We start from the raw sequence: 26,973 nt of genomic DNA on the forward strand, positions 1-26,973 counted from the left end.
TCGAATACGAGACAGGCTCCCCGTTAACGGCAGCTTTGGTTACACAAGAGCAACAATTTTGCGGGCACCGTCAGCCATGGAATCGGCAGCAACAATATTCAGCCCCGAACCGGCGAGAATCTCCTTGCCCAGTGCAACATTTGTGCCCTCCAGACGTACAACGAGCGGCTTGGTTAAGCCAAGCTGCTTGGCAGCTTCAACTACACCTGTAGCAATCACATCACAGCGCATAATTCCGCCGAAAATATTAACGAATATACCATTCACCTTGTCATCCGACAGGATGATTTTGAACGCCTCGGTGACCTTCTCTGTCGTTGCGCCGCCCCCTACATCGAGGAAGTTAGCCGGCTCGCCGCCATAATATTTGATAATGTCCATGGTCGCCATGGCCAGTCCTGCACCGTTCACCATACAGCCGATGTTGCCGTCCAGTGCAATGTAGCTGAGATCATATTTGGAAGCCTCAATCTCCTTGGCATCTTCTTCGTCCAGATCACGCAGCTCCTGAATATCCTTATGGCGGAACAGGCTGTTGGAATCGAAATTCAGCTTCGCATCCAGTGCCATCACATTGCCGTCCGCAGTCACGACCAGCGGATTAATCTCGGCAATGGAGCAATCTTTATCCACAAAAGCCAGATACAGCGCTTGCATGAACTTCACAGCTTTATTCACCAGCGCAGGCGGAATAGCAATACTATAGGCCAGCTTGCGTGCCTGGAAGGTCTGCAGTCCTACTGCCGGATCAATGATCTCCTTGAAAATCTTCTCAGGGTGCGTTGCCGCTACCTCTTCGATCTCCGTGCCGCCCTCTTCGGAAGCCATCATGACTACCCGGCCGGTGCCGCGGTCTACAACCAGTCCGATATAATACTCCTTCTCAATCTGACAGCCCTCTTCAATCAGCAGCCGCTTCACGACCTTGCCTTCGGGTCCTGTCTGGTGGGTAACCAGGGTCTTGCCGAGGATTTCGGACGCGTACGCGCGTACCTCATCACTGTTCTTGGCAACCTTAACACCGCCGGCCTTACCGCGTCCTCCGGCATGAATCTGGGCCTTGACCACAACTACCGGCGTGCCCAGCGCTGCGGCAGCTTCTACTGCTTCCTCCACTGTATAAGCAACTTTTCCGTTCGGTACGGCTACGCCGTACTTCTTAAGTACTTCTTTTCCCTGATACTCGTGGATATTCATTCCGGAAGCCTCCTAAAGTGTTGCGGTGACATTCAGCAGATTGCCTTCAGCCGAGCCGCATTCCGTTTTGATTGTCCAAAGCCGGGTCCAGACCGGTATTTACCGTCAATATCCCGGGACAAGCAGAGACCGTACCCGCCTCGCTCCTGAAGAAGCAAGCAGCCGTTTCTCTGCTGCTGGCACACAGAATCTATTACAGAGTGATATCTATAATTACCTATATGCCAGAATGTGAAACCCAGAATATTGTAACATGTTTTAAAAACGCTTTCCTTAAAAACTTTCACTATTTATACATACATTTTCGCTCGGTTTCATGCCGAAATGCGAACGATTGCATTGACAATAAGCGAACAGATTACTTTGAGCTATTCATATTCGCTTCGTGGACCCGGTTCAGAAGGTCTTTGAATTGTCCGAGCAGATCGATGAATTCCACCGGAGAGAGCGCGGTTCCGGCTACCATTTTACCGGGAATAGACAGCGCCTCCTGCTTCAGTGACAGCCCCTGGTCAGTTAATGAGATCAGCACCTTCCGCTCATCCTGCAGAGAACGCTCACGCAGGATCAGCCCTGCCGCCTGCAGCCGCTTAAGCAGCGGTGTCAGCGTACCTGAATCCAGGAATAGTGCCTCCCCCAGCTCCTTGACTGTGCATTGCCGTCTCTCCCAGAGAACAAGCATCACTAAGTATTGGGAATAGGTTAACCCGATTTTATCCAGATGGGGCTGATACAGCTTCGTGAATTCACGCGAACAGGCATAAATCGTAAAGCAAAGCTGATTCTCAAGCATAAGCTCAGGGTTTGTCGACGGTTCATTTTGCATTTCTTCTTCACCTGCCTTTGTGACATTAGTTTATCACAATTCATTCATAATATCATGTTAATAGCGGAAAATAGATTGACTTTTATTTTAATTGTGTTAAATTAAGTTGTGTACAATATAATTTGAAACTGAACGGGAGCGATTAATCATGATGACGATCCAACAGAAAATGTATGAAACTACAGTAAAAGCGGTTGGAGGCAGACAAGGCTCTGTCGAATCCGACAGTCCCAAGCTGAACCTCGCTATCAGCACACCGCGTGAAATGGGCGGCGCCGGCGGTGAAGGCACGAATCCGGAGCAGCTATTCGCCGCTGGCTATTCCGCTTGCTTCGACAGCGCCCTGAACATGGTTGCCCGGATGGGCAAGGTAAAGATCGAGGGCAGTGAAGTTACCGCAACCGTCAGCTTCGGCAAAGTAGAGGACGGCGGCTTCGGCATCGCTGTGAAAATGGATGTTCTGGTCAAGGGCGTTGACCATGAGACCGCTAAACAGCTGGTTGAAGCGGCACACGGCGCATGCCCATACTCCCGCGCAACCCGCGGCAACATTGAAGTCGAACTGAACGTGCTATAAGACACTATTTCTCTTCTCACAGCAGATAGCCTGTCCCCTGTCCGGAAGTTCCGGGCAGGGGATTTTGCATAGAAAAGCAAAGAGCGCATCCCGCATTCAAAAGAAGTCCCAGGCGGAAATACCTTGTCCTCATTCCTCCTCAGCCGGTACCTGCCGGTCCAGATTACGATACTGCACCGCTTCAGCCAGATGTGCGGCATTGATCGCTTCTGCGCCTTCCAGATCCGCAATCGTGCGGGCCAGCCGGATAATCCGGTCATGTGCCCTCATGCTCAGCCCGAGGCTCTCCAGGATGCTGTTCAGCAGCATTGCCTCCTCTCGCCTGAGCGCTGCATAACGGCGCAATGCCGCCCCGGACAGCTCACTGTTCCAGGAAATCGGCAGGCGTCCGTAACGCTCGGCTTGAATAGCCTGTGCCTGCTGCACCTCCGCCCGCATCTGTGCGGAAGACACCTGAGTTACGCTGTTGTCCCATTCCTTCGGGCGCGGAACGTCTACCTGCATATCCATCCGGTCCAGCAGCGGCCCCGAGATTCTAGCCCGGTACCGGGCAATTCCGGCCGGACTGCAGGTGCACCGCTGATGAGTGCCGCTATTGCCGAGATATCCGCACATACACGGGTTCATTGAACCGGCGAGCAGGAACCGCGCCGGGAAGGTGAACGCTGCCCGGGCCCGGCTGATCGTCACCACTCCATCCTCCAGCGGCTGGCGGAGCACCTCCAGCACAGCGCGGGAGAACTCGGGAAGCTCATCCAGGAAGAGAATCCCGCGGTGTGCAAGGCTGACCTCCCCCGGCTTCGGGATTCCGCCTCCGCCAATCAGCCCCGCTCCCGATATGGTATGATGCGGCGAGCGAAACGGCCGGCTGCGCAGCAGGCCTTGCCGCCCGTCTCTAAGCATTCCGGCGGCACTGAAGATCTTCGTCACCTCCAGCGCCTCATTATCCTTAAGGTCAGGCAGAATGCCGGGCAGCCGCTTGATCAGCATGGTCTTCCCCGTGCCTGGAGGACCGATCAGCAGAATATTGTGCATCCCGGCAGCAGCGATTGTCAGTGCCCGCTTGACATGATTCTGGCCCATCACATCGCTGTAATCTTCCATCATCAGATGTTCTGCCCGGAGCGGCGGCGGATTATCCGCTATCTCCGCAGGCCGGTACCTTAAATGCTCCAGAGACAGGGCAAGCACCGGAGGCCGCTTACCGGCCGCTGAACCGTGGCTGACGGATACTGGAAAAGGCAGGTCTGCCTGCTCTATTGCCTCTTCGCGAGCAGTGACGGATAGCTCTCCTCTATCAGGCGCCGGCAGCTGCCCGGGCTGCGGCAATTGGCTCAGATGGCCCGCCGTGTACACCCTCATCCCTTGAATCAGTGCCGCCTCGGCGGCATTCCCCGGGGGGACCAGTACCGCCCGCATCCCTGCGCGCCGCGCTGCCTCAACCATCGAGAGCACCCCGTTCACCGGGCGCAGACTGCCATCCAGGGCAAGCTCCCCGATACACAGCAGCTCCCCCGCTTCCGGCATGATGAGCTGGCCGCTTGTGGTCAGAATGCCCAGCGCAATTGCCAGATCAAATGCTGAACCTTCCTTGCGCAGGTCCGCCGGTGCCAGATTAATCGTGACCCGCTGAAGCGGATAGCTGTATCCGCAGTTCTTGACTGCCGCCCTCACCCGTTCCACCGCCTCGCGCACAGCCGAGTCCGGCAAGCCGATGATATGGGTCTGCGGCAAACCGTTTGCCAGATCAATCTCCACACCGATCATTACACCCTCAATGCCATAAAGGCATGCACTATGCATTTTTCCGTACACCAAAAAGCACCTCTTCTCCAGAAATAGGCCCGTGAGCCGGGCGTTCATTTTCCGGGAAAAAAGGTGCTTCCTCATTCTCCGCAAGCTTTAGCTGACTTGAGTATAACCAATAGCTCCTGGTTCATGCAAGAGGCGCTTGCGTCATATCCGCTGCACATTTCCGCAAAAGCTTCCATATTGCATAATTGTGCAGCCATGACCTAAGAATCATTTAACTCTCCGCCTTCTTCGCTGGCTGTAACCGCATCGCGGATCTGCTCAAAGGATAACGGGGTGTAATTCCAATGCTCCACACAAATATTGAAATGATGCTTGCCCTCATATTTCTGTCCATGGATATGGCCGTGCACATTCACGTAAGGCATATGCTTGTTCATATACATCGGCTCATGCGAGAGCATGAAGAACTCCTTGTAGATCAGCGGATATTCACTGACCTCATCAAAACCGGCTTCGAGCCACCAGCTCCGGCTGCGGCCCCGGTCATGATTGCCGAGAATCAGAATTTTGTAGCCGTTCAGTGCAGATACAATCCTGCGGGTATCCTCCAGGTTTAGAAAAGAGAAGTCACCGAGATGAAAGACGGTATCCTCCTTGCCCACCACCGCATTCCAATTCGTGATCATCGTCTGGTTCATTTCCTCTATGCCGCCAAAGGGCCGCGATTCGAAATCGATAATCAGCTTGTGGCCAAAATGATGGTCCGAGGTAAAGTATACTTTCGACAACACCCTCACCCGTCTTCCCTGTAATTTGTAACACCATGTCTCCAAAAAGACTCCAAACTGCCCGTCTATAGGGGCCGTTCAGAGTCTTACGGGAGCTTCACACTGCTTAGTGTGCAGCTGAAGCTCCTCATTTCTCCCAATTCCGCTTGGCTCCGCGCCGGTTCACATTCGATTGGATTAATTCTGCCACCGGCGGGGCTTCTTCATGCTCAACCAGCCATTTGCGCATTTCCTTAATGGCTTCGACCTGACCGTTGCCCTTATCCCGCCAGGTCAGCAGCTCGATCACATTGATGACCAGCGACAAGAGGCTGCTGTTGCTGTCCTGGGTCTTCTCAGCACGCATCTTGTGGAACAAGGCTTCATTCTCCCAGTCAATCAATATCTCTTCCGCTATAGCAGGCCGCATAACGGTGAATGTCTTGTTACAATTGCTGCAGCATACAACCGACAAGGGCTCAGCGCCAAGTTCAGTTACCACTTTGTGTTCGCAATGCTGGCAAGTAAAGCTAACCTGTATATCCATCGGTTGTTGATTTCTCATATCGGCAGCCCTCCTCATGGTGGCATTAAAAGTCACACTAATGTTTACCCACATCTTTTGAGAAATGACCCACGAAGTCCGTCCCATGTCAGGGTTAACTGTATCATTTCACCGGCCCGGCGGGCCTTGAGGGCTAAAATGCGCCCCGGATGTGCCGGAGCGAGGCCACACTTAAATCTGCATTAAGCTGCACAGCAATCACATCGAAGGAGATGTTAGCCTGACTGATTCCCTCCTGATACTGATGAAGGTATACACCGGCTGTTTGTCTCACCTGACGGATTTTGCGTGCATCCACCGACTCCTCTGCGGTCCCTCTCTGCGGGGAACCGCTGCGGCTGCGCACCTCAATGAAGACCAGACCTGCTTCATATTCTGCTATAATATCCAGCTCCCCGCTGCGGCAGCGCCAGTTATGCTCCAAGATCCGGTATCCCCGTGAAGTCAGATACAGACTGGCCGCCTGCTCTGCGGCCGCACCTTTTTCCCTGCGGGTATACGGGATGCCGCCGGAGGCGCGGCTCACTTCCGGCTCCGTTCCCCGGCGATCCGGTCACTCTGGTAGACATAGCTAAGAATCTCTGCCACCAGCTGATACAGCTGCGGAGGAATCTGCTGGTCCAGATCCAGCTTGGACAGCACCTCCACGAGCGCTGCATCCTCCTGCACGGCGACCCCGTTTTCCTTTGCCTTTTGCAAGATCACATCAGCTACCGCCCCCTGCCCTTTGGCAACAACGACGGGCGCCTCCGTCTGGCCGGGAACATATTTCAGGGCGACTGCCTTTTTCAGGTTCTGCGGAACCTTCTGCTCCGGTTCACTCATATGCGGTAATCTACTCCTTTATATTCATGCGGAACATAATCCGAGGGCTTGGCCGCCGAAGCAGCTACATTCAGCTCCGGCAGAGGTTCAGCCCGCAGGCCGGATAACTGGTAGCCAATGGATTCCACCGCAGTACGAATCTCCTCGCGGCGCCCTTCCAGCAGCTCCTGCACCCAGGGTTCATTATTGTGCAGCTTCAGGCTGACAATCCGGTCCATCACCTGCACATCAACCAGGGTATGGCCGAGCAGCTTCATATCCAGGTCGAACCAGAGGCGGCAGTTCGCCGCATCCAGCTCGCCCTTGCGCCCGCGCCGCGACTGGATGTGCACCGAGGCCGTCTCCCGGCCGTCCGGCCCCTGCAGCGGCAGGAACATCGTCACCTGCGCGAACGGCGCGGTGCGGTCCGTATTCAGCAGCAGCTGCTGACCCGTCAGCTGCTGCACGAGCTGGCCCGCGGCTTCCTTGACCGCGGGCGGGGCCTCACTGCTGCCCAGCACCTGCAGCAGCAGGCCCTTGAGCGTCCCGGCGGCCTCTTCCGCGCCGCCGGACGCTGCATGCGCGGCATGCGGCACGCCGCCGCGCACCGCCAGCTGCTCGTGCTCCGCACCGAGCAGCTTCAAGACCTGCCCCACCCAAGGCGCGTCGCCCCGGGTGGCGGCAGTGTCCCCGCGCAGCGCAGCGGGGACGGGGTCTTGCCCCGCCGGTGCAGGCGGGGCGCCCGTGCCGCCCGCCGTGCCGGAGGCGGGCGGCGCATCGCTGAGCTGCGGCAGCGCGCCGCGCAGCTCCGTCAGGACGCCCTGCAGCTTCGCCAGCAGGCCCGCCCCGGCGCTGTCGCGCACGCCTGCTGCTGCCATGCCCGCAGCATCACGCGCTCCAGCCACAGCGCCAGCGCCCTCTCCGTCGCGTGATACCGCCGCAGTTCCTGCACTTTCATTCCCTGCCGCCGCAGCCCCCGCTCCTTCACGTCCTCCAGCCGCGGCACCCGCGCTGCTTAGCGTTCCTGACGCCGCTGTACCTGCACCATCGCGTGCTCCGGTCACAGCTCTGGCGCCTCCACCCGCTCCTGAATCAGCACCAGTACCTTCGCGTGACACAGCAGCCGTGCCTGAAGCTTCACCCGCGGCTGACGCCGCCGAACCCGCACCATCGCGTGCTCCGGACACAGCTCTGGCACCCTCACCGGTTCCTGAAGCAACACCCGCACTTGGTTGCGGTACCGCCGTTGCCCCTGCACCCTCGCGCAGTCCTGCCGCTGCACCCGCACCATCACGCACTCCAGCCGCAGTGCGCGCACCTTCAGCCGTACCGGCTGCCTCTGAACCTTCTTGCGTCCCAGCTGCCGCGCCCGCACTTCCTTGCGTTACCGGCACAGCACCTGCACCTCCCCGTACTCCAGCGGTTGTACCTGCAGCTTCACCTTCGCGCAATACTCCAGCCCTGCCGCCTGCTTGCACTCCTGCAGCCAACCCCGTGCTGCCGGATGGCTGTACCATCCCCGGGCTACCTCCGGCACTGACACTATTGCCAGCCGCGTTCGCCGAAACAGACGCTCCTGTTCCCAGCAAAGCGGCGCCTGCCGCACCGGCCGTCCTTCCGGCTCCCGCAGCTTCACCTGTCCCTGTTCCACCGCCGCTCTGCTGCGCCCATACACCCAGCTCCGTCTCCAGGGCGGCCAGCAGCTGATGCAGCTTCGGTCCGAATATGGCCTGCTGCAGGCCCTTGATGGTCTCCGCAGTCACCGGCAATCCCCGCTTCATCGAGACGACTGCTGCCTCCAGCCATTCCGATGCAGGCACCCCCGGCGGCTTGGCATTCATTGCTGCATCAAGCGTTGCAGCAGTCTCCTTAGTGAACGCTAATCCTCCGGCCTGCATGGCCTGGATAATCTCCCGTCCTGCCTTCGAGCTAGCCAATCCCATAGCTTCAATAGCCTCGCCCATGCTCTGCGGCGATGTCATCGCAGCCTCACCCAGCGATACGGGCTTCAGCACCGGCAGACCGCCCTCTCCGGGCGCTCCTACCTGCAGATTCAACGTCTGACCCGCAGCCAGCGGTGTTTCCAGCTCCGCCCGGACCGGCGTACCCTGAATCTGTACGACGGCTTCTTTTCCAGAATCCGATACGCTAAGTACAACGCCGCGAACAACCTGGCCTTCCTTAAGCTCTACCGATTTAGATTCTCCTGCCCTGGTGTCCCCAAGCAACCCGCGAATCAGCGACCCGATATTTATGTTGTCCGCCTCCTGTCCCTTTCTAATGTATATCGGTTTTTCCGGTCCGATTGTTACTGTATCTAGTCATCGTCAGAACAAAGACAGCTGTTCCTGCTCCGCCAAAATATTGCCGATGAAGCTGCGGCGGTGCATCGGAGTTACCCCAAGCAGCTTGATTTGTTCACGGTGCAGCTTGGTCGCATATCCTTTATGTATTTTGATCCCGTAATCCGGGTACATCTCCTCCCATACACCTTCACAGAGCCGGTCACGTGTAACCTTCGCTACAATCGAAGCTGCAGCGATGGACTGGCTGTTCGCATCCCCCTTAATAATTGAACGCTGCGGAACAGGCAGATCCACCTTCTCCGCATCCACAAGCATATAATCCGGCTGCTGGCTTAAGCCTTCAACGGCTTGGCGCATTGCCAGGCGTGCGGCCTGCTTAATATTAATCTCATCAATTACCGTGGAATCCACATATCCTACACTGACAGCCAGCGCCTGCTCCATAATCAGCTCATACAAGGCATCGCGCTTTTTGGCCGTCAGCTTCTTGGAGTCGTCCACCCCTTCAATAATCAGCCCCGCAGGCAGAATAACGGCCGCAGCCACCACGTCCCCGAACAAACACCCTCTGCCTACCTCATCCACACCCGCGATGTGGCGGAAGGATTGGGCCCAGCCTTCTTTTTCATATCCAAGCATATCTGCTGTACTCATCGTATCCCCGCCTGTCCCATGCTATATTAATGAAACTCTGTCTATTCATCACTCTGAAACTTATCCTTCTGCGCTCAGACAACATTACCTACATTATTACTACGTTAATCCCAAAAAGTTGTACAAAACCATCTAATACAATGGCCTTTCCTTCATGCACCAAATCACCCTCCCACGCAAAAAAGAGCCTATCCATTATCTTCGGATGGCTCTTCCATACCTCATTCTGTGCTATTCAGGCGTTTCCAGTGTGAAGCGTCCCAGCTTCCCGGCACGCAGCTCATGCAGCAGCGCACGCGAAGCCTTCTCCAGATCTACACGTCCGCCGCTCATGAGGCAGCCGCGTTTACGACCTACCGCTTCCATCACAGCTACGATCTCGTCCGGGTTCTCCAGATCCTCAGGCAGCTTGACGATACCGAAGCGTTCCTGGAAGCGGCTGCCGTAATCCTTAATCAGATATTTAACCGCATAGAAGGCAATATCCTCAATATTCAGGATCTCTTCCTTGATCGCTCCGGTAACTGCCAGCTTATAGCCCACTACCTGGTCCTCGAACTTCGGCCAGAGAATCCCCGGGGTATCCAGCAGCTCCAGGTCACCGCCTGTCTTGATCCACTGCTGGCCTTTGGTCACGCCTGGACGGTCACCAGTAATCGCAATATTCTTGCCGGCCATCCGGTTAATGAGCGTCGACTTGCCTACATTGGGAATCCCGACGATCAGCGCCCGCATCGCGCGCGGGTTCATTCCTTTGGCCAGCTGCCGGTCGATCTTCTCCTTCAGCAGCAGCTTGACCTGCTCGGGAATCTCCTTGATTCCCGTTCCGGTTGATGCATCCACCGGGTGAGCCACATGCCCCTCAGCCTTGAAGTAAGCCAGCCACCTGCGTGTGGTCTCGGGATCAGCCAGATCCGCCTTGTTCAGAATAATCAGCCTTGGCTTTTCCCGCAAAATATCGTCAATCATCGGATTACGGCTGGACAACGGCAGACGGGAATCAAGCAGTTCTATTGCAACATCAATCAGCTTCAGCTTATCCTCGATTTGCCGTCTTGCCTTCGTCATATGACCAGGAAACCATTGAATGGCCAATGCCGTCACCTCCTTAGACTTTCAGTCCTGTTAATGGTTAATAATGGAGATATCCTTCACCGGCCAGAAAATCAGGTCAGCACGGCCAACGATATCGCCAAGCGGTACATAGCCGATCATCCGGCTGTCTGTACTGTCAGAGCGGTTGTCCCCCATAACAAATACATGGCCTTCCGGGACAGTACCATCTGTGAACTGCTCGTTCGGGAAGTTCTTGTCGTTGTACAAAGCGTTGTTCTTGTGGGACTCATCAATAGCACCCTGAATATACGTCTCATTCACAGGCTCGCCATTAACTGTAACGACATCCCCTTCCACTTTGACCGTATCACCGGCAACTCCAATGACACGTTTAATGAAATCCCTGCCTTCAGACGGAACATGGAACACAATGACTTCCCCGCGCTTCGGCTCACGGATATCATAGAGAATCTCATTCACAATCACACGCTCGCCGGTATGAAAGTTAGGCTTCATGGAAGGTCCGTCTACAATAAACGGCTTGAACAACAGCCAGCGTATTAGAATAACCAGAACCAATGCAATCGCTATCGCCTTAATCCATTCCAGAACTTCATTCTTCGGCTTCCGGGGGGTCTGCCCGCCAGATTCCGCAATCTCGCCTTGCCCCTGCTGCATATCCTGCTGCATAGTTCACCGTCCTCTCTAGCTCTTGTTATCTCCACTATACAACACAAAAAAACTTCTGCCAAAAACTCCCCCGTGATTACTCCTTCAGGAGGCCTTTTCGGAGAAGCTGTTCCTAAGGCACATAGGTTCATAAACCCCACAAACAAAAATTGTTATCCGCAAGAAATAACGAAAGGGGCTTGAACTCAAGCCCCTTTCATCTGTCCGTATTCTAGCGACGGATTTCTTTAATTCTTGCAGCTTTACCGCGCAGGTCACGAAGATAGTACAGCTTCGCACGACGCACTTTACCGCGGCGAGCCACTTCGATTTTCTCGATTTTAGGGGAGTTGACTGGGAATGTTCTTTCCACACCAACACCATAAGAGATTTTACGAACTGTAAAAGTCTCTCCAATCCCGCCGCCGCGGCGTTTGATTACAACGCCTTCGAACAACTGGACACGCTCACGAGTTCCTTCGATAACTTTTACATGCACCTTCAAAGTGTCACCCGGGCGAAAACTCGGGATATCTTTACGAAGTTGCTCTTGTGTAATAGCTTGTAGGATATTCATTAAGGACTTCCTCCTTCCGTACAGGTGTTCTTGCCTCTTCCGGAGAGCCCTTGCTCTCCCTCATTATCCGCAGAGGACCACCGTATTCCACACAACAGAAGTTATATTAACACAAATTACAAGCTTCTGCAACATATATTTATTCATTAAAGCGGCAGCATATCCCGTTTCTTCGCCTTGGCCTTGCAATCTTTACATAGCCCTACGACACTTCCATCGTCCTGTGCATAAAAGATCAGCTTGCCGTTCTTCTTCCTGCAGGAGGAGCAGAGCTGTTCTGTAGCGTTCTGCTTGGCCCTGCGGTGACCTTCCATAGAGATCACATTGCTCCTGGCCGGCTTCGCCGTCTCCGTCTTTCCCGGGTTCATCCGGCTGCGGGACACTGCATAGACAGCTGCACCCGCCAGTACGATCATCACAACCGCTGCAACTACCATTTCACTCATCCGCTCCCTTCTCATCCGCTCCGCCCTGACTGCCTCATCCGAATACGTTCATATACCGGATTCCGGTCCGTCTCCGTACCGTTCTGTTCCAGCTTACTAGACTATGGTCCAGTATCGCAACCCGCCGCCAGCCTGTTATTCAATGTTTTCCCATAATATATAATATTGAGTATACATAAGCAACTGATTATCCATTAGGAGGGTCTATATAGTGAAGAAAAAACATAATCCAGCCATCGTCGCCGCCGCAGCCGTATTCTCCATCGTTCTGCTCGCAGGATGCCGGGAACTTCCCGGCAAAGAATCCGCCGGCAATCAGTTAGAGCAGCGCATATCCGGAAGCTTCAGTGAAGAAGCAGCCGCGGCCGTCAAGCAGGGGATCAGCAACGCTACTGTAGCTGTAGGAGACGTTGTCCAGAATACTACAGACAAGCTTCAAGATAAGCTGAATGCCCATGGCATCAGCAGAGAGTTCTCCACGTCGCTCCCGGTATCCTCGGCCTCTGTGCTTAAGCTTGACAATCCGCTTGGCGAAGTCACCGTGACTCCCGCCTCCGGCGACGAGATTGAGGTTGAGGCCACCGTTATTGTCTATGAGCCCAAGGACCACGAGTCGGTATCCGGTATTCTTGATCACGCTGAGATCTCGATTGAGCATAAAGGCGACGCGCTGATCGTCTCCAGCCACGGTCAAGCCAACCGGAAGAAGAGCCTGTGGGAATGGGCCCAGCATGAATACGGAACCTCCAATTTAAGCATTAATTATGTAATCGGGCTGCCGCATAGCGTAGACAGATTCGAGATTAACAATAATGTAGGCAACGTTCAGCTCCGTGGTCTGGAGGGTGCGTACGAGATCAATAATAATGTGGGCAGCATCATTCTGCAAGACGCCGTCTTTACCGGTAAATCAAAGGTGGAGTCGAATACAGGCAGCATAGAGCTGGGCATTTCGGGCATGGACAGCGGAAGCAGCCTCAAGGCAAAAAGCGACATTGGCAGAATCAGTGCTGATCTGGCCGGCTCCCTTCCATGCACAGTAGAAGCCAGCAGTGAGCTTGGCCACATCTCGGGCAACGGAGACGGCAAGACCAGGGATTTCAACGGCGGCGGTCCGCTCATCACACTCAGCACACAGATCGGAGCTATATCTGTTCAATAATTTTTATTGATATCACAACAAAAAGTGGGTGACCCTGACCATCAGGGGCCCACTTTTTTGGTGTATCTGGCAGTGATCAGATCAGAGCAATCGCCAGCAGTGTGAACAGGCTCAGGGTAAGAATTTGACTGCCATAGCCATAATACCCGCCGTAGTAGCTCCCCGGTCCTCCCGGATAGAAGGCCGAGGTTTGCATTCTGCCGTTGCCCTTCGTTTTCAGATACACGTTGTTCCGGTCCACATCAACAATGATTCCTTCGTGGCGCTTGCCGTCAGTGGTCATTATCCGTACCCGCTTATTTTTGCAATGAAGGCAATTATAATAAGCATCCATCTGCTTTTTCCTCCTCAACCGTGTTTCTGTATCTTATGAGGGGCGGGATAAGCCGGCAACGGCTATCATCACGGCTAGGCTGTCAATAAATAAACTTGCTGTGAAAACAAGAACTTGTGAACATTGTGTATCAATTTTGTGTAAAAAGGGGTAATATTAGAGTAACCATTCAAAATAAATTCTAATGATTATGAACTTTATTCTACAATTCATTAAGGAGGCAGGAATCATGAGCACAGCAGGCAGACGTTTTATGAACGAAGGAGTACTGCGGATCGCCTGGTTTATTATTTTCGCTTCGCTCACCTACACCGTACGCAATTATACTTGGGCCATTGTACTGCTTTTGGCTGTTGGCTTATATTCGCTCGTAACCGGGGTGATTATGCTTAACCGCCGGGATGAGGATCGGGGCAGGATATAACCGGACATAAATACTACATCAATCAAACACTTCCCTCAGAGCATTGTTCTGACGGAAGTGTTTTTATTTTTCACCTAGCAATAAATGCCAATCCTCGCCAAAATATGATATAATCACAGAAGCAATAGAATAGGCTTGCAAGGGCGGCCGGCTACCTCTCTTTGTAAACGAACACCACTGATTATTGCAAGTTCTTGCAACAAATAAGACCACTCCTTCAGGATCTAAGGTCCGTCCGGCGTGATCTTATCTGCTTCGCTTCATAAATCGGAGTAACAGGATTTGAACCTGCGACCTCACCCACCCCAAGGGTGCGCGCTACCAGGCTGCGCTATACCCCGACAATAAGATGAACCACCGCATCCCTTCGAAATAACATACGTCCGCACAAGACAGAATATTCCGGGAAACGGTTACTTTTTATGTATAGTTATAATATACCTCAGATTCGCTTCCGTTTCAAATCAAGTGCTAGAATAATTTGCTAGAATGTTTTTCAAGAATATTGTTAAAATTCAATGGATATTCCCCGCAAGCTATGCTATACTCTTGGCACAAGGAAAGGAGGTGCGTTCACATCAAGCATGACATGCTGAACGTATCCCTTACCCGGACCAACGGCTGAACCTCTTAGCCTTGGTGGCGCGGGATACGGATCAAAGTTACAAGTTAGCGCCTCGGGTAGAAAGACCGTCTTCGGACGGTCTTTTTTTGTTTGCTTACTTTTGTTTGCTTACTTGTGCATATACATGAAGTAATGAATAAATAATAACCGCCTGAGCGAGAGGGACCTTAAGTCCTTCTGCGCTCAGGCGGTTACTGGTGGAATCTGCTGTATGGCCGGGGCTATATTTAATTACGATTTGCGGTTCTTATAGAAATCGATAATATCACTAACGGTGCGGAGCGGCTCCGCCTCTTTGTTGTGGACTGTGTCCACGGCAGGCTTGAATGGTTCATGCGTATTCGTAGTCACTTCAGTCATTCCTTTCGGTAGTTAAGCTAGCTGTATCTTAAGCTGCATCTATTCTTGCGGCGCCTCTATCTATTACCCTGGCATGAGGACGCCGACACATCTAGGCTCATTTTTTCTGGGTGCTTCTATTCTCTCGGCTTGCCCCTTCCATCGATTGATAGCCGTATACGGTTCCCGGCACACAGCAAAAAACGCCTCCCTAACGTAATATACGTTAACAAGACGCTGGTTATGACAACTATCGTGGCCCAAATTTTAATTGTTTTCCTTAGAGCTTGCCTGCTCCCGGAGCCGCTTCAGTGTTTGCTTGTCCTTCTCAGTCAGCACAGCCGTCTCCAGCAGATCCGGCCGGCGTTCCAGCGTACGCTGGAGTGCCTGCTCACGCCGCCAACCCTCAATATTGGCATGATGCCCGCTAAGCAGCATATCCGGCACCTTCCATCCCCGGAATTCCGCAGGGCGGGTGTAGTGCGGATACTCCAGCAGCCCCGTGCTGAAGGAGTCCGTCACTGCAGAGGTCTCGTTCCCGAGTGCCCCGGGCTGGAGCCGTACGACCGAATCTATTACCGTTAAGGCAGGAAGCTCTCCCCCGGTCAAGACATAGTCCCCGATCGACAGCTCATCTGTCACCAGATGCTCGCGGATGCGCTCATCGTAGCCCTCGTAATGTCCGCAGATGAAGATGAGATGCCGCTCCTGCGCCAGCTCCTCGGCAATCTGCTGATTATAGGTCTGGCCTTGGGGGCACATGAGGATGATGCGCGGTTTCACAGCGGTATTGTCTTCAGCAACATTACCCTCAGCAGCCCCTTCCTGCCTGCTGTCAGCGGCGCTCTGGGCCAGAACATGCTCTACCGCTGCGAAGATCGGATCAGGCTTCAGTACCATGCCTCCCCCGCCCCCATAAGGCGTATCATCCACACTGTTGTGCTTGTTCCCCGAGAAGTCACGGAAGTTAACGGCATTTAGCGTAACGATCCCCTTCTCCCGGGCCTTGCCGAGAATGCTGGTGCCGAACACGCCTTCACACATGTCCGGGAACAGCGTCAGCACATCAATCCGCATCATGGAAGCAGCCCTTCCATAAGGTGGACAGTAATTCTTTTGGCGGCAATATCTACATCAAGCACGACATCGTTAATCACCGGAATCAGAATATCGGAGCCCTTGGCCGGCTTCACGACCCAGACATCATTCGCCCCGGGCCGCAGAATCTCCTTGATCGTTCCCAAGGGCTGCTCTGGATTCTCATCGGTGTAGACCTCACAGCCCACGATCTGATGGAAATAATATTCGTTCTCCGGCAGCTCCACCAGGTCCTCCGCCGGCACCTTCAGCATACTGCCTTTGTATTTCTCAACCTCGTTGATATTGGTATACCCTTTAAGCTTCGCGATATACATCCCTTTATGCTCGCGGGCCGACTCGATCGTGACCTCGAATTTCGGGCTTCCGTCGGCCGGAATCAGCAGCAGCTTCTTGCCGGGGGCAAAGCGCACTTCCGGGAAATCGGTGTGGGACAGAATTTTGATCTCCCCGCGGACTCCATGGGTATTCACCAGCCTGCCTACCGTTAGCTCTTCCGTCATAACTTCCTCTCCTTCTGCCGTTCTTATCGTGTGCAACCTATAAATTCTTATATTTTCAACAAAAAGGAGCCGGGATATACTATCCCTAGCCCCTCTTGTGCGCATCCTTAAGATAAAATATCCACGGTAACGCGTTTATCGCTCTTGACTGCTGCCGATGTGACTACGGTACGAAGCGCTTTGGCGATCCGCCCCTGCTTGCCGATGACCTTGCCGACATCATCAGGATGTACGGAAAGCTCATAGACAATCAGGTGATCCTTCTCCACGGTCCGCACAGCCACATCCTCCGGATGATCCACTAAAGCCTTAGCAATAACGCCAACTAATTCTTCCATAGAGGACCCTCGCAATCAGTCATTATTTCTGTAGCTTTGACTCATGGAACTTCTTCATCACGCCAGCCTTGGAAAGCAGGTTGCGGACGGTATCAGATGCCTGGGCACCTGTCTGAAGCCATTTAAGAGCCTTCTCTTCATCAATCTTAACGACTGCTGGAACTTCAACCGGATTATAATAACCGATTTCCTCAATAAAACGACCGTCACGAGGGGACCGGGAATCGGAAACCACTACACGGTAGAAAGGCGCTTTATGTGCACCCATTCTTTTCAGACGAATACGTACTGCCACGAAATTCACCTCCTTAGTAGAATATCGGAATATAGGGAATTGTTTAAAGATAAACCCTTTTTCCATCCCTCCCAAACCCTCCCTTCTCCAAGGGAGGGCCCCAAAGGGTTGCACCCTCTGGACACCTGCTAAGTGCAATTAGCGTAGGCGTTCAGACTTGCGGGACTTAGAGGGGGGTTGGTGAAGGACCGCTTTTCCTCCCTGCGGGATACGCTTGACGGCGATGTTCCCTGGATACGGGGGAAAGATTAAGGGCAAGATCAAAACCCTTTGATCTTCTGATGTTGTACTATGTCTGATCTTTAAAAACAAATGATTAAAAGATTAAGATCAACGGAACGGGAACTTCATGCCGCCCTTACCGGCAAGGCCCTTCAGCTGCTTCATGGCGTTCTTCTTGCCGCCCTTGCCTCCGCCGCCCATCATGCCGGAGAACTGCTTCATCATCTTGCGCATCTCGTCGAATTGCTTGATGAGCCGGTTCACCTCAGCCACGTTGGTGCCGCTGCCTGCAGCGATACGCTTGCGGCGGTTATGGTTAATGATCTCAGGCTGGGCTTTCTCAGCCTTGGTCATGGAATGAACAATGGCTTCGACACGGCCCATCTGCTTATCGTCGACCTTCAGATCCTTCATACCCTTGGCCTTATTCATGCCGGGCAGCATATCAAGGATCTGATCGATCGGGCCAAGCTTCTTGACCTGGTCCATCTGCTCCAGGAAGTCATCGAACGTAAATTCCGCATTGCGCATCTTACGTTCCATTTCCTTCGCTTTCTCGGTGTCGATGTTGGCCTGGGCCTTCTCGATCAGGGAGAGCATGTCGCCCATGCCGAGAATCCGCGACGCCATCCGCTCCGGATGGAACGGCTCCAGTGCATCAATCTTCTCACCGAGCGCAGCGAACTTGATCGGGCAGCCGGTAACGGCCTTGACGGACAACGCGGCACCGCCGCGGGTGTCACCGTCAAGCTTCGTCAGCACTACACCGGTAAGCTCAAGCTGCTTATTGAAGCTGTCTGCCACATTCACGGCATCCTGACCGGTCATGGCATCCACAACCAGCAGTACCTCATCAGGATTAGCTACAGCATGGATCTGCTTCAGCTCTTCCATCAGAGCTTCATCTATATGCAGGCGGCCTGCGGTATCGATAAGTACATAATCCAGGTTGTTGTCCTTCGCATGCTGAATCCCTTGTCTGGCGATCTCCACCGGACTTGTCTGATCCCCCAGCGAGAAGACCGGAACCTTAATCTGGTCGCCCAGCACCTGCAGCTGCTTGATCGCCGCAGGACGGTAGATGTCAGCCGCTACAAGCAGCGGGCGGTGATTGCCCTTCTGCAGCAGCTTCGCCAGCTTGCCGGAGGTGGTGGTCTTCCCTGCCCCCTGCAGACCCGTCATCATGATAACGGTCGGCGGCTTGTTCGCCTTCGCCAGCTTCGCCTGGCTGCCGCCCATCAGCTCGGTCAGTTCCTTATTCACAATGTCGATGATGACCATGCCCGGCGTGAAGCTGTCCATCACTTCCGTACCGACTGACTTCTCCTTCACCTTGGACACGAAGTCCTTGACGACCTTGAAGTTAACGTCAGCTTCCAGAAGGGCCAGCCGCACTTCGCGCATCGCTTCGTTGACATCATCTTCGGATACTTTGCCCTTGCCGCGCAGCTTGTTGAACACATTCTGCAATCTTCCGGTTAACCCTTCAAATGCCATAGGCGGCTCGCTCCCTTCAATGCTATTCTAACTTCTGCAGCCGGTCCAGGATGTCCATGAACCGCTGCTCAAATGCCTCAGGCAGCGTCCCATGGTCAGGCAGTCTGCGCAGTTCTTCAATATACTTGTTGCGGTCTTCATGCTTGGACAGCAGTCCAAGCTTCTCTTCATAATTCTCCAGCACCTGCTCGGCCCGCTTGATATGCTCATACACGGCCTGGCGGCTGATTTCAAATTCCGCTGCAATCTCCCCCAGGGAGAAATCATCATGGAAATAATATTTGAGGAACGTCTGCTGCTTATCAGTAAGCAGCCGTTCGTAGAAAGCGAATAACAGGTTAATCCGGTTCGTCTTCTCGAGCCTATTCTCCTGACTCATTAAGGGCACTCCCTTCGTCAAGGAAAAACACTTTACAGCTTCACAACGTCCCTTATGATACCGAAAACAAAGAAAGATGTCAAGCTTTTTTGCTTGTCATCTTTCTCTGTGTTCCAAACGGGCGGTTCCACGCTGGAATACCGTCCTCTTTCATGTCTCTTTCCTTATTGAATCGGGGTAATATACAACAAAACAACGAAGAAGTGAAGCACTGTACCCGCGAGCACGAACAAATGCCAAATCGCATGATGATACGGGAATCCCCGCCATACATAGAAGATTGTTCCCAATGTGTACAGGACTCCTCCGAGCACCAGCAGTGTAATACCGCCGCTGGCTACAGCCTGAGTCAAGGGCCCCCAGGCAATCACAATCATCCAGCCCATCGCAATGTAGAAGATGGTGGACATGAACAGGAATCTTTTGACGAAGAAAGCCTTGAATACAACCCCGAATACCGCGATTCCCCAGGCGATGCCGAACAGTGTCCAGCCCAGCGGCCCGCGGATGGCCACCAGCATGAATGGCGTATACGTGCCGGCGATAAACAAATAGATCGAAGAGTGATCCAGAAATTCAAAGAAATCCTTCGCCTTGCCTTCCTTGAGACTATGGACCATCGTTGAATTAAAATACAGCAGCAGCATCGTAGCGCCATAGATCGAGAAGCTGACAACATGCCAGGCCGTGCCGTATAGAGCTGCAAATACGACCAGCAGCGCCAGTGCGGCGATACTTAACACAGCGCCAATTCCGTGCGTAACCGCATTCGCCACTTCTTCCCTGCGGCTGTAAGTGTGAGTGTTAGCCATACCACAATTCCTTCCGTTAACGGTTTCCTTCTATTATAGCTGTTTCCCCGCCATCCTTCCAGCCACTGGTTATTCTACAGCTTGTAGAGCTCGGTATACTTCGCTTCCAGATAATCGGCCAGATAATCCGGGTTCAGCGGCTCGCCGGTCACCTGCTCAATGATCTGCGAAGGGGTCAGGCTCTGCCCGTAGCGGTATACCTTATCGGTTAGCCATTCCTTGATCGGCAGCAGGTTGCCTGCGGCAATCAGCTCCTCGAACTCCGGCAGCTCCTTGCGCAGCGTATTCAGCATCTGGGCCGCGTACATGTTGCCAAGTGAATAGGAAGCGAAATAGCCGAAGTCGCCACCGGACCAGTGGACATCCTGCAGCACGCCCAGCGCATCGGTCGGCGGCGTAATGCCAAGATACTCCTGGTACTTCGCGTTCCAGATCTTCGGCAGATCCTTCACTTCCAGTCCTTCGTTGAAGATCAGCTTCTCGATCTCATAGCGCACAATAATATGCAGGTTATACGTCAGCTCATCGGCTTCAATGCGGATGAAGGAATTGCCCACACTGTTGATCGCCCGGTAAAAGTCCTCCATCGTTACCTCCGCAAGCTGCTCGGGGAAATGCTGCTGGAGATCACCGTAGTAACGCTGCCAGAACGCCCGGCTGCGGCCGATCATATTCTCCCACAGTCTGGACTGGGATTCATGAATTCCCATGGAAGCGCCCTGGGCCAGCGGTGTGCCGATCAGCTCTTCCCCGAAATTCTGCTCATACAGGGCATGTCCGCCCTCATGCAGCGAGCTGAAGATCGCGCTGGTCACATTGTCCAGCAGGTAGTTCGTTGTAATACGCACATCGCCGGGGTTCAGGCCCGTTGCGAACGGATGGACACTCTCATCCAGACGTCCCGCCTCGAAATCATAGCCCATCTGTTCCAGCATGAAGAGGCCGAACTTCTCCTGCTGCTCCTTGGGGAAAATCTGGCTCAGGAACGCCGTATCCGGCTTGTTCGGCGACGCGCTGATTGCCTCAGCAAGCGGAACCAGACGGCTGCGGAGGCGGCTGAAGATATCGTCCACCTTATCCACCGTCAGATCCGGCTCATACATATCCAGCAGCGTGTCATAACGCGTACCCTTCACGCCCCAATAATCAATGAATTTCTGCTTAAGCTCAACAATTTTGCTGAGATATGGCTCGAAGGAAGCGAAATCGTCATTGTCCTTGGCTTCTTCCCAGATCGTCTGGGCATGAGCGGTCAGCACGGAATACTCCTCGAACGTTTTGGCGGGAATACTCTTGCTGCGCAGGTACTCCTTACGGGTATCCTTCACAATTTTGTTCTGATTGCTGTTCAACTGGCTCATGATCTCAGGACGGCTGAAGTATTCGGTGAATGCTCCCATTTCCTCCGATATCTCAAGCTTGAACGCCTCTGCGCTCAGCATCCCCAATGTGGCCGAACGCATCTCAACGCCTTTACGCGGCGCACCGGTGCGCAGATCCCAGCCAAGAAGCCCAATCGCTTCATAATAGCCTTTGATTTTGGATAATAGCTCACTGAATTTCTCCCACTCTTCCCGGACCTGCTGTTCCATGGATAAGCACCTGCCTTGTTAATTTTTTCTTCTCCTCTTGATGATACTTTTTATAATATATATAATCAAATTCAGGCTGTACCTCTTCAAATTTGAAGTAGTAGGCGGTCTACAGAGCAGAAGCGGAAATACCGCTTATACTCATCATGATTACAGCACAGGAAGCTCTTTATGTTCGCCGCAAGACGCAGTACAATAAGTTACAGTTTAATTTGAGGAGGCGCATTGGTATGAGTCAGATTACAGACATTTTGGAGTTCAATAAGCATTTTGTGGAGGAGAAGGCATATGAGAGTTATCTGACCAGCCGCTTCCCGGATAAGAAGATGCTGATCATCACTTGCATGGACACACGGCTTGTTGAGCTTCTCCCCAAGGCAATGAACTTCAAGAACGGTGATGTCAAAATCATCAAAAACGCCGGAGCCGTCATCTCCCAGCCGTTCGGGAGCGTGATGCGCAGCGTTATGGTTGCGCTATACGAGCTGGATGCGGACGAGGTCATCGTCGTCGGGCACTATGAATGCGGTATGGCTTCGCTGAACGCCGACAAAATGATTAATTCCATTAAGGAGCGCGGCGTGTCTGACGAAGTACTGAGCACGCTGGAGAATTCGGGCATTAAGCTGACGAAATGGCTCCGCGGGTTTGACAACGTGGAGGAAGGGGTAATTCAGACTGTGGAGCTGATCAAGCGCCATCCCCTACTCCCACCGAACGTACCTATCCACGGCATGATCATCGATCCGGCTACCGGAGCGCTTGAGCTTGTCTCGGATGGATACGCCGACGTGAAGACAACTCCCTGAATAACTGCTGCTTGCGCGGGTCCTGGACCTGCGCCTTTTTTATTAACATTTATGATTATTAAAATTGAAACCTTAGGCCTCCGCCTGCGTATTACCGGGGAACACCGGTAAGGTGTTACCATACTTCTAGGAGGTTCTCGTACTACAATGAAACCAATGAAACGCGTATTGATGATCGTCATGGCCTTCACCCTGTTCTTCGTCACTGTCGCCCCTGACTTCGCAGATGCCCGCCGCGGCGGCGGAGGCTTCAAGTCCGGTACCCGGGGCTTCACCACCACCCCGAAGAAATCCACCACTGACAACGTGAAAAAAAGCGATAGCACCAAAAGCAGCACTGCCGGAACAGCAGCCAACGCAAACCGCGGCTTCTTCAGCGGCGGCGGACTGATGAAAGGCCTGATGATCGGCGGAATCGCCGGCATGCTCTTCGGCGGAATGTTCGCCGGCATGGGCGCACTGGGGAATATCATCGGCTTCCTGATTAACATGATGGCCATCTACTTCGTCATTGTCCTGATCATGTCATTCTTCAAGCGCAGACAGGAACGCCGCAGACTGCAGGAAAGAGACGGACGTTACTAAGATGCCGGCTACTGTTCTAAGCATGGACGAGATCATCAACGCGATCTGCCTGCATATGGCGGAGCGCAAGGCTGTCCGCGTGGAGGAGGTCCAGGTTGAACTCAGCTGGGATGAAGACACCGGATATACCGCTGAGGTCTGGGTACAAGGCCGGAGCCAGTATCTGGTCGAATCCAATATGATTGAGGCTATTCTGCGCTACCTGCACAGCGAATACGGCATCCGCGCTTACCGCGAGGATGTGCGGCTGGAGCTGGATGAAGAGATTACAGCGGTTGTGAACACGTAAGCGTACGTCAGCCGTAATTAAGGATAAAGGGATGATCCGGTGGATCATCCCTTTTGTCTATGTACATTCTGTTCAGATCAGGCTGAAGCGGAGGCTTAGATGCTTTTGACGCTAATCTCATTGCCCCTGACGCAAATCACTTCGTTGTTGGTGATCGGACGCAGGCTGAGGGTAGCCGAATAGGTATCCACAATCTGTTGCGCACTTTCTATAAAAGGAAAGCAGGTATAATGCGGCACGGTATAGAAGTCCACCAGACTAAGGCCAGCAAAATCCGGTAATTCCGGGGCCGGCTCAACGCTATCCATTCCTTGTACATATTCTATATCCGCTGAGGCAATGATTGATCCGGCGGACTCCCCGATATATAGCTTGCCGGCGTTGACCGCATCCGCGATGATGGCATCTGCACCGGTTCTCTTCAGCTCCTGCAGCAGATAGAAGGTGTTGCCTCCGCTCACATAGATGTAATCGTTGGTGTCTATCTTGGCAGCGATATCTGCAGTAGCAGCAGTGGATACATCCAGTTCGTCGATAATAAGACCCATCTGCTCAAGGGCCGCTCTTCCCTCCTCCACATAAACAACGTAGTCTTCGACTTTGCTTGCCGTAGGAATGAAGGTTACCCTTTTACCGCTTAAGTCTGGTTCGAAATCTGCGAGCAGGCTGGCAACGTCAACAAAGGAAGACGCCAAAAACATTTTTTTCATCCCATCATAACTCCTGTCTTGTCTGTCTTACTGCCAGTATAGCAGATCGGTATCCGATTCGCACAAGTCCCGCGCAGCCAAAATAACCGGATCAGCCCTATGCCGACCCGGTTATCAAGCAGAGAAGGAAATGAACCTCAGAGCAATGAAATTGCCAGCAGCTCATACAGAACGAGCGGTACAATCACATTGCTGCTCACTCCACCCGGATAAGGATACCCCGGATAGCCGTAGCCCGGATAAGGCTTGTAGTATGGGTTGTAGTACCCGCGGCCGTTCTCCATGGTTACTGTTACGGTCAGGTACAGGTTTTTGCTGTCCATCCCGGCAAGGGTGCCTTCATGCATCTGTCCGTCAATCGTCTGCACCTGGACATTATGATTCAGATATGGCTTGCAGCTCTGATGCAGAGAATCGCGTACACCTTGCATATGCTTAACCGCCGCTGGATCTGCCTGATAGATCACCGTTGTTTGCGGGCCGGACTGATTGGTTAACATAAGTGGATGACCTCCGTCTTAATGGATTTGCTCCATTCTATGCATCTGCCCAGTCCGGGGTGCCTAGGTTGCTCAGCGCTCCTGCCTCCACCCCGGCACACACCAAAAAGCCGTACACTGGAACCTTCCGCATACGGCTTACGCTATGCTTGTATCTGCTCGGGGCATATCTGCTAAAAGGCAACCCCGATTCCGCCCTGCCCGGCATACGTGCCCATCACAGGCCCCATCGTGGACAGCAGAACCTCTTTGAAGGGATGCTTCTCCAGAATACGCGCCTTGACCTCCAGCGCCAGCTTCTCACAATTGCTGTGCACAATGGCGATCACTGCCTGTTCATAATCATGCTGTTTCTGATCGAGCTTAGCCAGCAGATGGGTCAGCGCCTTGGGCAGCCCCCGGGTCTTCTCCACCACCTCAACGACACCCTCATCGCTGATCTTCAGCAGCAGCTTGATGTTCAGTACAGAAGCCACAGCCCCGGAGATCCGGCTCAGCCGTCCGCCCTTGATGACATTCTCCAGGGTATCCAGCGTGAAGTAAGCGGTCGTCTCTTCGACCTTGTCCAGCACTTTATCCTTCAGCTCAGTGAGACTTGCTGCCGTCAGTGACCATTTGGCCGCCATCGCCACGATCAGTGACAGTCCGCCGGAGAACAGCTTGGAATCTATAATTTCAATCGCATTCGGATGTCCCTCTTCCTCGTACATCTCCTTAGCGATCAGTGCAGTCTGATAAGTACTGCTAATGTTAGAGGACATGCAAATGACCAGAATGTCAGTGCCTGCCTCTACCTCCTTGAAGGTGTCCAGGAAGGTCTGCGGACTTGGGCTTGCCGTTGTGGGCAGCTCCTTCTCATCATGCATCCGCGCATAGAAATCCTTCGCCGTCATATCATCCGGCATCAGCTCATGGCCGAAATGAACAGGCAAATGGACAATAGAGATATCGTACTGCTGGATGTACTCAAGGGGGACGTCGGAACCGCTATCTGTAATAATCTTGATGGGCATCAGGGTGCTCTCCTTTCAATTCTATATTATTATAGCCACCCTGGCAGACCAGCAATAGTATAATTTATAACTTGTCAAAATCAGTGTTTTGTGCTTAGGCTGACTTATGGTATGGTTGAACTATATGTGAACAGAAATGGAGTGTAATGAATGAGCAAGAACAGAGTGTGGAACAGAGGCAAGCATAATGGGGCCGGCCTGTCCAAGAAGCCCCCTGTCAATGTAGAAGAGGGGAGCGATAACACCGAAGAAACAGCTCCGGTTGACAATAGCAAGGATGAGGCTGCTATGGCCCGGATTGATACTGTGAAGCCGATGAACCGCAGCAATTGGGTAACCCGGCCGGCCCGCACGAAGCCGCAGAAGCCTGAACGCAAATCATAGCAGGTCGTTCGGTAAAAATACATTTTGCTGCATAAGCTTACGAATCACCGCAGGCGTGCCCGGCTTCAGCGGGACACCGGTCGTCCGGTGCAGCTGTAGCCAGCGCAGCGCGGCCAATGCCCCGAACAGCTCCAGCTCTGCCGGAGTGCAGCTGCCTGCGGTGAGGAATGCCTGCTGGTAGATACCTGCGTACCGCTCCCCTGCATAGACTCTAAGCAGCAGAATCGACCAGGCGATATCATACCGCGGATCACCGAGCTGGACATTGGTCCAGTCAATAATCGTATATTTCCCGTCTGCCTCCAGCACATTCCCCAGATGATAATCCCCATGTATCAGATGCCGGGAAGTCATCTCGGCCTGAGCTGCCAGCCTCTGCGCCAGTGCCCGGATCTCCGGCTGCTTGCCCCACTCCGGGAAGAAGTAATCGGTGAACTCATAACGTGGTACATGAACTACGTCCAGTATATTAAGGTCTAGCTTATGTATATCAAGCAAATTCTGCGCAATAGCTGTAAGGCCTGCGGTGTTTACCTTACGGACAGGCATTCCGTCGTAGCTCATTAACAGCACCTGATCGCCCGCTGCGTCCACGCCCCAGGCGTAAGGCCGGGATACCGCGCAGCCCTGTCGGTATAGCTGCTCCAGCACCTTATATTGAAGCGGGACATCCGGCCGGGATTCACGGCTCCAGCTTTTGAGCACCAGCTCTGTACTCCCAAGCGATACCCGCTGCACCTCAGCCTCCAGTCCTCCCTTCATGGCAGTGATTACCGCCCCGTCAGCCTTCCTAAGCAGCTCCTCCCCTTCCGCCGATTGCTCTTTCCACACGATTTCATCAAAACTATGATTCATGATAATGGG

Annotated in this window: 33 protein-coding genes and 1 tRNA gene; 7 read left to right on the top strand and 27 right to left on the bottom strand. The window is 53.4% G+C overall.

The genetic code is table 11. The annotated features are described in order from the left end of the window. Positions 1-39: 39 nt before the first annotated feature. Positions 40-1,197 (bottom strand): ADP-forming succinate--CoA ligase subunit beta, encoded by a 1,158-nt coding sequence (sucC, locus tag K1558_RS21950; protein WP_238653806.1) that lies wholly within the window; start codon positions 1,195-1,197, stop codon positions 40-42. A 358-nt stretch (positions 1,198-1,555) separates the two neighbouring features. Then, a complete protein-coding gene (locus K1558_RS21955) occupies positions 1,556-2,023 on the bottom strand; it encodes a MarR family winged helix-turn-helix transcriptional regulator (protein ID WP_238653807.1) in 468 nt (155 codons plus the stop codon). 148 nt (positions 2,024-2,171) lie between these two features. Here K1558_RS21955 and K1558_RS21960 point away from each other — a divergent pair, with 148 nt between their 5' ends. Then, entirely contained in the window at positions 2,172-2,600 is a 429-nt protein-coding gene (locus K1558_RS21960; RefSeq protein ID WP_238653808.1) for an organic hydroperoxide resistance protein, read from the top strand. Between the two features lie 129 nt (positions 2,601-2,729). On the opposite strand, the gene K1558_RS21965 is transcribed toward K1558_RS21960, so the two are convergent. The 11 genes from K1558_RS21965 to K1558_RS22015 all read right to left on the bottom strand — a co-directional run bounded on the left by K1558_RS21965 (position 2,730) and on the right by K1558_RS22015 (position 12,199). Further along, positions 2,730-4,415 (bottom strand): YifB family Mg chelatase-like AAA ATPase, encoded by a 1,686-nt coding sequence (locus tag K1558_RS21965; RefSeq protein ID WP_238653809.1) that lies wholly within the window; start codon positions 4,413-4,415, stop codon positions 2,730-2,732. Between the two features lie 200 nt (positions 4,416-4,615). Then, the gene (locus tag K1558_RS21970) at positions 4,616-5,146 is read right to left on the bottom strand and encodes a phosphoesterase (protein WP_238653810.1); all 531 of its coding nucleotides are present in this window, start codon (positions 5,144-5,146) and stop codon (positions 4,616-4,618) included. Positions 5,147-5,270: 124 nt separating this feature from the next. Next, positions 5,271-5,687, bottom strand: a complete 417-nt coding sequence (locus K1558_RS21975; RefSeq protein ID WP_238653811.1) for a hypothetical protein — start codon at positions 5,685-5,687, stop codon at positions 5,271-5,273. A 133-nt stretch (positions 5,688-5,820) separates the two neighbouring features. Continuing rightward, positions 5,821-6,213, bottom strand: coding sequence for a YraN family protein (locus tag K1558_RS21980; RefSeq protein WP_238653812.1), 393 nt, complete (start codon positions 6,211-6,213; stop codon positions 5,821-5,823). Next, complete coding sequence (locus tag K1558_RS21985; protein WP_238653813.1) at positions 6,210-6,512, bottom strand: EscU/YscU/HrcU family type III secretion system export apparatus switch protein; 303 nt, start codon at positions 6,510-6,512, stop codon at positions 6,210-6,212. The genes K1558_RS21980 and K1558_RS21985 overlap by 4 nt, the downstream gene beginning before the upstream one ends. Continuing rightward, positions 6,509-8,719, bottom strand: a complete 2,211-nt coding sequence (locus K1558_RS21990; RefSeq protein ID WP_238653814.1) for a hypothetical protein — start codon at positions 8,717-8,719, stop codon at positions 6,509-6,511. The genes K1558_RS21985 and K1558_RS21990 overlap by 4 nt, the downstream gene beginning before the upstream one ends. 99 nt (positions 8,720-8,818) lie before the next feature. Beyond that, complete coding sequence (locus tag K1558_RS21995) at positions 8,819-9,451, bottom strand: ribonuclease HII (RefSeq protein ID WP_238653815.1); 633 nt, start codon at positions 9,449-9,451, stop codon at positions 8,819-8,821. A gap of 231 nt (positions 9,452-9,682) precedes the next feature. Beyond that, the gene (gene ylqF / locus K1558_RS22000; protein WP_238653816.1) at positions 9,683-10,546 is read right to left on the bottom strand and encodes a ribosome biogenesis GTPase YlqF; all 864 of its coding nucleotides are present in this window, start codon (positions 10,544-10,546) and stop codon (positions 9,683-9,685) included. Positions 10,547-10,576: 30 nt separating this feature from the next. After that, complete coding sequence (lepB, locus tag K1558_RS22005) at positions 10,577-11,197, bottom strand: signal peptidase I (RefSeq protein WP_238653817.1); 621 nt, start codon at positions 11,195-11,197, stop codon at positions 10,577-10,579. Positions 11,198-11,408: 211 nt separating this feature from the next. After that, positions 11,409-11,753, bottom strand: coding sequence for a 50S ribosomal protein L19 (rplS, locus tag K1558_RS22010; RefSeq protein WP_238653818.1), 345 nt, complete (start codon positions 11,751-11,753; stop codon positions 11,409-11,411). Between the two features lie 146 nt (positions 11,754-11,899). Continuing rightward, positions 11,900-12,199, bottom strand: coding sequence for a hypothetical protein (locus K1558_RS22015; protein WP_238653819.1), 300 nt, complete (start codon positions 12,197-12,199; stop codon positions 11,900-11,902). 211 nt (positions 12,200-12,410) lie between these two features. Here K1558_RS22015 and K1558_RS22020 point away from each other — a divergent pair, with 211 nt between their 5' ends. Continuing rightward, entirely contained in the window at positions 12,411-13,361 is a 951-nt protein-coding gene (locus tag K1558_RS22020; protein ID WP_238653820.1) for a DUF4097 family beta strand repeat-containing protein, read from the top strand. A 76-nt stretch (positions 13,362-13,437) separates the two neighbouring features. On the opposite strand, the gene K1558_RS22025 is transcribed toward K1558_RS22020, so the two are convergent. Further along, positions 13,438-13,695, bottom strand: a complete 258-nt coding sequence (locus K1558_RS22025) for an LSm family protein (RefSeq protein ID WP_238653821.1) — start codon at positions 13,693-13,695, stop codon at positions 13,438-13,440. A gap of 229 nt (positions 13,696-13,924) precedes the next feature. Between K1558_RS22025 and K1558_RS22030 the strand changes: the two genes are divergently transcribed. Beyond that, the gene (locus K1558_RS22030; protein ID WP_238653822.1) at positions 13,925-14,119 is read left to right on the top strand and encodes a hypothetical protein; all 195 of its coding nucleotides are present in this window, start codon (positions 13,925-13,927) and stop codon (positions 14,117-14,119) included. A gap of 267 nt (positions 14,120-14,386) precedes the next feature. On the opposite strand, the gene K1558_RS22035 is transcribed toward K1558_RS22030, so the two are convergent. The 9 genes from K1558_RS22035 to K1558_RS22075 all read right to left on the bottom strand — a co-directional run bounded on the left by K1558_RS22035 (position 14,387) and on the right by K1558_RS22075 (position 21,819). Further along, positions 14,387-14,460: transfer RNA gene (locus K1558_RS22035), tRNA-Pro, on the bottom strand. A gap of 890 nt (positions 14,461-15,350) precedes the next feature. After that, the gene (trmD, locus tag K1558_RS22040) at positions 15,351-16,160 is read right to left on the bottom strand and encodes a tRNA (guanosine(37)-N1)-methyltransferase TrmD (protein WP_238653870.1); all 810 of its coding nucleotides are present in this window, start codon (positions 16,158-16,160) and stop codon (positions 15,351-15,353) included. Further along, positions 16,160-16,684, bottom strand: a complete 525-nt coding sequence (rimM, locus tag K1558_RS22045) for a ribosome maturation factor RimM (RefSeq protein ID WP_238653823.1) — start codon at positions 16,682-16,684, stop codon at positions 16,160-16,162. The genes trmD and rimM overlap by 1 nt, the downstream gene beginning before the upstream one ends. Positions 16,685-16,791: 107 nt before the next feature. Continuing rightward, positions 16,792-17,022 carry a KH domain-containing protein gene (locus tag K1558_RS22050; protein ID WP_020432321.1) on the bottom strand — a complete coding sequence of 77 codons (231 nt, stop codon included), beginning with the start codon at positions 17,020-17,022 and terminating at the stop codon, positions 16,792-16,794. Between the two features lie 22 nt (positions 17,023-17,044). Further along, entirely contained in the window at positions 17,045-17,317 is a 273-nt protein-coding gene (gene rpsP, locus K1558_RS22055; RefSeq protein WP_238653824.1) for a 30S ribosomal protein S16, read from the bottom strand. 330 nt (positions 17,318-17,647) lie between these two features. Further along, positions 17,648-19,036, bottom strand: coding sequence for a signal recognition particle protein (ffh, locus tag K1558_RS22060; protein WP_238653825.1), 1,389 nt, complete (start codon positions 19,034-19,036; stop codon positions 17,648-17,650). 22 nt (positions 19,037-19,058) lie between these two features. Continuing rightward, positions 19,059-19,415 (bottom strand): putative DNA-binding protein, encoded by a 357-nt coding sequence (locus K1558_RS22065; RefSeq protein ID WP_238653826.1) that lies wholly within the window; start codon positions 19,413-19,415, stop codon positions 19,059-19,061. A gap of 164 nt (positions 19,416-19,579) precedes the next feature. Next, complete coding sequence (trhA, locus tag K1558_RS22070) at positions 19,580-20,227, bottom strand: PAQR family membrane homeostasis protein TrhA (protein WP_238653827.1); 648 nt, start codon at positions 20,225-20,227, stop codon at positions 19,580-19,582. A 74-nt stretch (positions 20,228-20,301) separates the two neighbouring features. Further along, positions 20,302-21,819 carry a carboxypeptidase M32 gene (locus tag K1558_RS22075; RefSeq protein WP_238653828.1) on the bottom strand — a complete coding sequence of 506 codons (1,518 nt, stop codon included), beginning with the start codon at positions 21,817-21,819 and terminating at the stop codon, positions 20,302-20,304. A 230-nt stretch (positions 21,820-22,049) separates the two neighbouring features. Here K1558_RS22075 and K1558_RS22080 point away from each other — a divergent pair, with 230 nt between their 5' ends. From K1558_RS22080 to K1558_RS22090, 3 genes are all read left to right on the top strand, one after another. Next, entirely contained in the window at positions 22,050-22,628 is a 579-nt protein-coding gene (locus K1558_RS22080) for a beta-class carbonic anhydrase (protein ID WP_238653829.1), read from the top strand. Positions 22,629-22,775: 147 nt separating this feature from the next. Then, the gene (locus tag K1558_RS22085; protein WP_238653830.1) at positions 22,776-23,213 is read left to right on the top strand and encodes a hypothetical protein; all 438 of its coding nucleotides are present in this window, start codon (positions 22,776-22,778) and stop codon (positions 23,211-23,213) included. Position 23,214: 1 nt separating this feature from the next. After that, complete coding sequence (locus tag K1558_RS22090) at positions 23,215-23,502, top strand: YxcD family protein (protein WP_238653831.1); 288 nt, start codon at positions 23,215-23,217, stop codon at positions 23,500-23,502. 95 nt (positions 23,503-23,597) lie between these two features. Here K1558_RS22090 and K1558_RS22095 read toward each other — a convergent pair whose 3' ends face one another. From K1558_RS22095 to K1558_RS22105, 3 genes are all read right to left on the bottom strand, one after another. Further along, on the bottom strand, positions 23,598-24,212 hold the full coding sequence (locus K1558_RS22095; protein ID WP_238653832.1) for a peptidase E: 615 nt from the start codon (positions 24,210-24,212) through the stop codon (positions 23,598-23,600). A 137-nt stretch (positions 24,213-24,349) separates the two neighbouring features. Further along, the gene (locus tag K1558_RS22100) at positions 24,350-24,712 is read right to left on the bottom strand and encodes a hypothetical protein (RefSeq protein ID WP_238653833.1); all 363 of its coding nucleotides are present in this window, start codon (positions 24,710-24,712) and stop codon (positions 24,350-24,352) included. Positions 24,713-24,885: 173 nt separating this feature from the next. Next, positions 24,886-25,725: a DegV family protein gene (locus tag K1558_RS22105; protein ID WP_238653834.1), complete on the bottom strand. Its 840-nt coding sequence runs from the start codon at positions 25,723-25,725 to the stop codon at positions 24,886-24,888. A gap of 150 nt (positions 25,726-25,875) precedes the next feature. Here K1558_RS22105 and K1558_RS22110 point away from each other — a divergent pair, with 150 nt between their 5' ends. After that, positions 25,876-26,109 (top strand): hypothetical protein, encoded by a 234-nt coding sequence (locus tag K1558_RS22110; protein ID WP_238653835.1) that lies wholly within the window; start codon positions 25,876-25,878, stop codon positions 26,107-26,109. Here K1558_RS22110 and K1558_RS22115 read toward each other — a convergent pair. Then, on the bottom strand, positions 26,104-26,964 hold the full coding sequence (locus tag K1558_RS22115; protein ID WP_238653836.1) for an aminoglycoside phosphotransferase family protein: 861 nt from the start codon (positions 26,962-26,964) through the stop codon (positions 26,104-26,106). The genes K1558_RS22110 and K1558_RS22115 overlap by 6 nt on opposite strands. Positions 26,965-26,973: the final 9 nt, after the last annotated feature.

The sequence above is a fragment of the Paenibacillus piscarius genome (genome assembly GCF_022234545.1).
Lineage (GTDB): Bacteria > Bacillota > Bacilli > Paenibacillales > Paenibacillaceae > Paenibacillus_AQ > Paenibacillus_AQ piscarius.

Bases quoted from the DNA above. Each gene is read 5' to 3' on its own strand.
- rimM (WP_238653823.1), bottom strand. From the start codon at position 16,684: ATGACGGAAGAGCTAACGGTAGGCAGGCTGGTGAATACCCATGGAGTC.
- trhA (WP_238653827.1), bottom strand. From the start codon at position 20,227: ATGGCTAACACTCACACTTACAGCCGCAGGGAAGAAGTGGCGAATGCG.
- K1558_RS21960 (WP_238653808.1), top strand. From the start codon at position 2,172: ATGATGACGATCCAACAGAAAATGTATGAAACTACAGTAAAAGCGGTT.
- K1558_RS22050 (WP_020432321.1), bottom strand. From the start codon at position 17,022: ATGGAAGAATTAGTTGGCGTTATTGCTAAGGCTTTAGTGGATCATCCG.
- K1558_RS22015 (WP_238653819.1), bottom strand. From the start codon at position 12,199: ATGAGTGAAATGGTAGTTGCAGCGGTTGTGATGATCGTACTGGCGGGT.
- K1558_RS22065 (WP_238653826.1), bottom strand. From the start codon at position 19,415: ATGAGTCAGGAGAATAGGCTCGAGAAGACGAACCGGATTAACCTGTTA.
- K1558_RS21955 (WP_238653807.1), bottom strand. From the start codon at position 2,023: ATGCAAAATGAACCGTCGACAAACCCTGAGCTTATGCTTGAGAATCAG.
- K1558_RS22100 (WP_238653833.1), bottom strand. From the start codon at position 24,712: ATGTTAACCAATCAGTCCGGCCCGCAAACAACGGTGATCTATCAGGCA.
- trmD (WP_238653870.1), bottom strand. From the start codon at position 16,160: ATGCGGATTGATGTGCTGACGCTGTTCCCGGACATGTGTGAAGGCGTG.
- K1558_RS22075 (WP_238653828.1), bottom strand. From the start codon at position 21,819: ATGGAACAGCAGGTCCGGGAAGAGTGGGAGAAATTCAGTGAGCTATTA.
- sucC (WP_238653806.1), bottom strand. From the start codon at position 1,197: ATGAATATCCACGAGTATCAGGGAAAAGAAGTACTTAAGAAGTACGGC.
- K1558_RS22080 (WP_238653829.1), top strand. From the start codon at position 22,050: ATGAGTCAGATTACAGACATTTTGGAGTTCAATAAGCATTTTGTGGAG.
- K1558_RS22105 (WP_238653834.1), bottom strand. From the start codon at position 25,725: ATGCCCATCAAGATTATTACAGATAGCGGTTCCGACGTCCCCCTTGAG.
- ffh (WP_238653825.1), bottom strand. From the start codon at position 19,036: ATGGCATTTGAAGGGTTAACCGGAAGATTGCAGAATGTGTTCAACAAG.
- K1558_RS21985 (WP_238653813.1), bottom strand. From the start codon at position 6,512: ATGAGTGAACCGGAGCAGAAGGTTCCGCAGAACCTGAAAAAGGCAGTC.
- K1558_RS21995 (WP_238653815.1), bottom strand. From the start codon at position 9,451: ATGAGTACAGCAGATATGCTTGGATATGAAAAAGAAGGCTGGGCCCAA.
- rplS (WP_238653818.1), bottom strand. From the start codon at position 11,753: ATGAATATCCTACAAGCTATTACACAAGAGCAACTTCGTAAAGATATC.
- K1558_RS22090 (WP_238653831.1), top strand. From the start codon at position 23,215: ATGCCGGCTACTGTTCTAAGCATGGACGAGATCATCAACGCGATCTGC.
- K1558_RS22025 (WP_238653821.1), bottom strand. From the start codon at position 13,695: ATGGATGCTTATTATAATTGCCTTCATTGCAAAAATAAGCGGGTACGG.
- K1558_RS22095 (WP_238653832.1), bottom strand. From the start codon at position 24,212: ATGAAAAAAATGTTTTTGGCGTCTTCCTTTGTTGACGTTGCCAGCCTG.
- lepB (WP_238653817.1), bottom strand. From the start codon at position 11,197: ATGCAGCAGGATATGCAGCAGGGGCAAGGCGAGATTGCGGAATCTGGC.
- K1558_RS22085 (WP_238653830.1), top strand. From the start codon at position 22,776: ATGAAACCAATGAAACGCGTATTGATGATCGTCATGGCCTTCACCCTG.
- K1558_RS22115 (WP_238653836.1), bottom strand. From the start codon at position 26,964: ATGAATCATAGTTTTGATGAAATCGTGTGGAAAGAGCAATCGGCGGAA.
- K1558_RS22030 (WP_238653822.1), top strand. From the start codon at position 13,925: ATGAGCACAGCAGGCAGACGTTTTATGAACGAAGGAGTACTGCGGATC.
- K1558_RS22110 (WP_238653835.1), top strand. From the start codon at position 25,876: ATGAGCAAGAACAGAGTGTGGAACAGAGGCAAGCATAATGGGGCCGGC.
- K1558_RS21975 (WP_238653811.1), bottom strand. From the start codon at position 5,687: ATGAGAAATCAACAACCGATGGATATACAGGTTAGCTTTACTTGCCAG.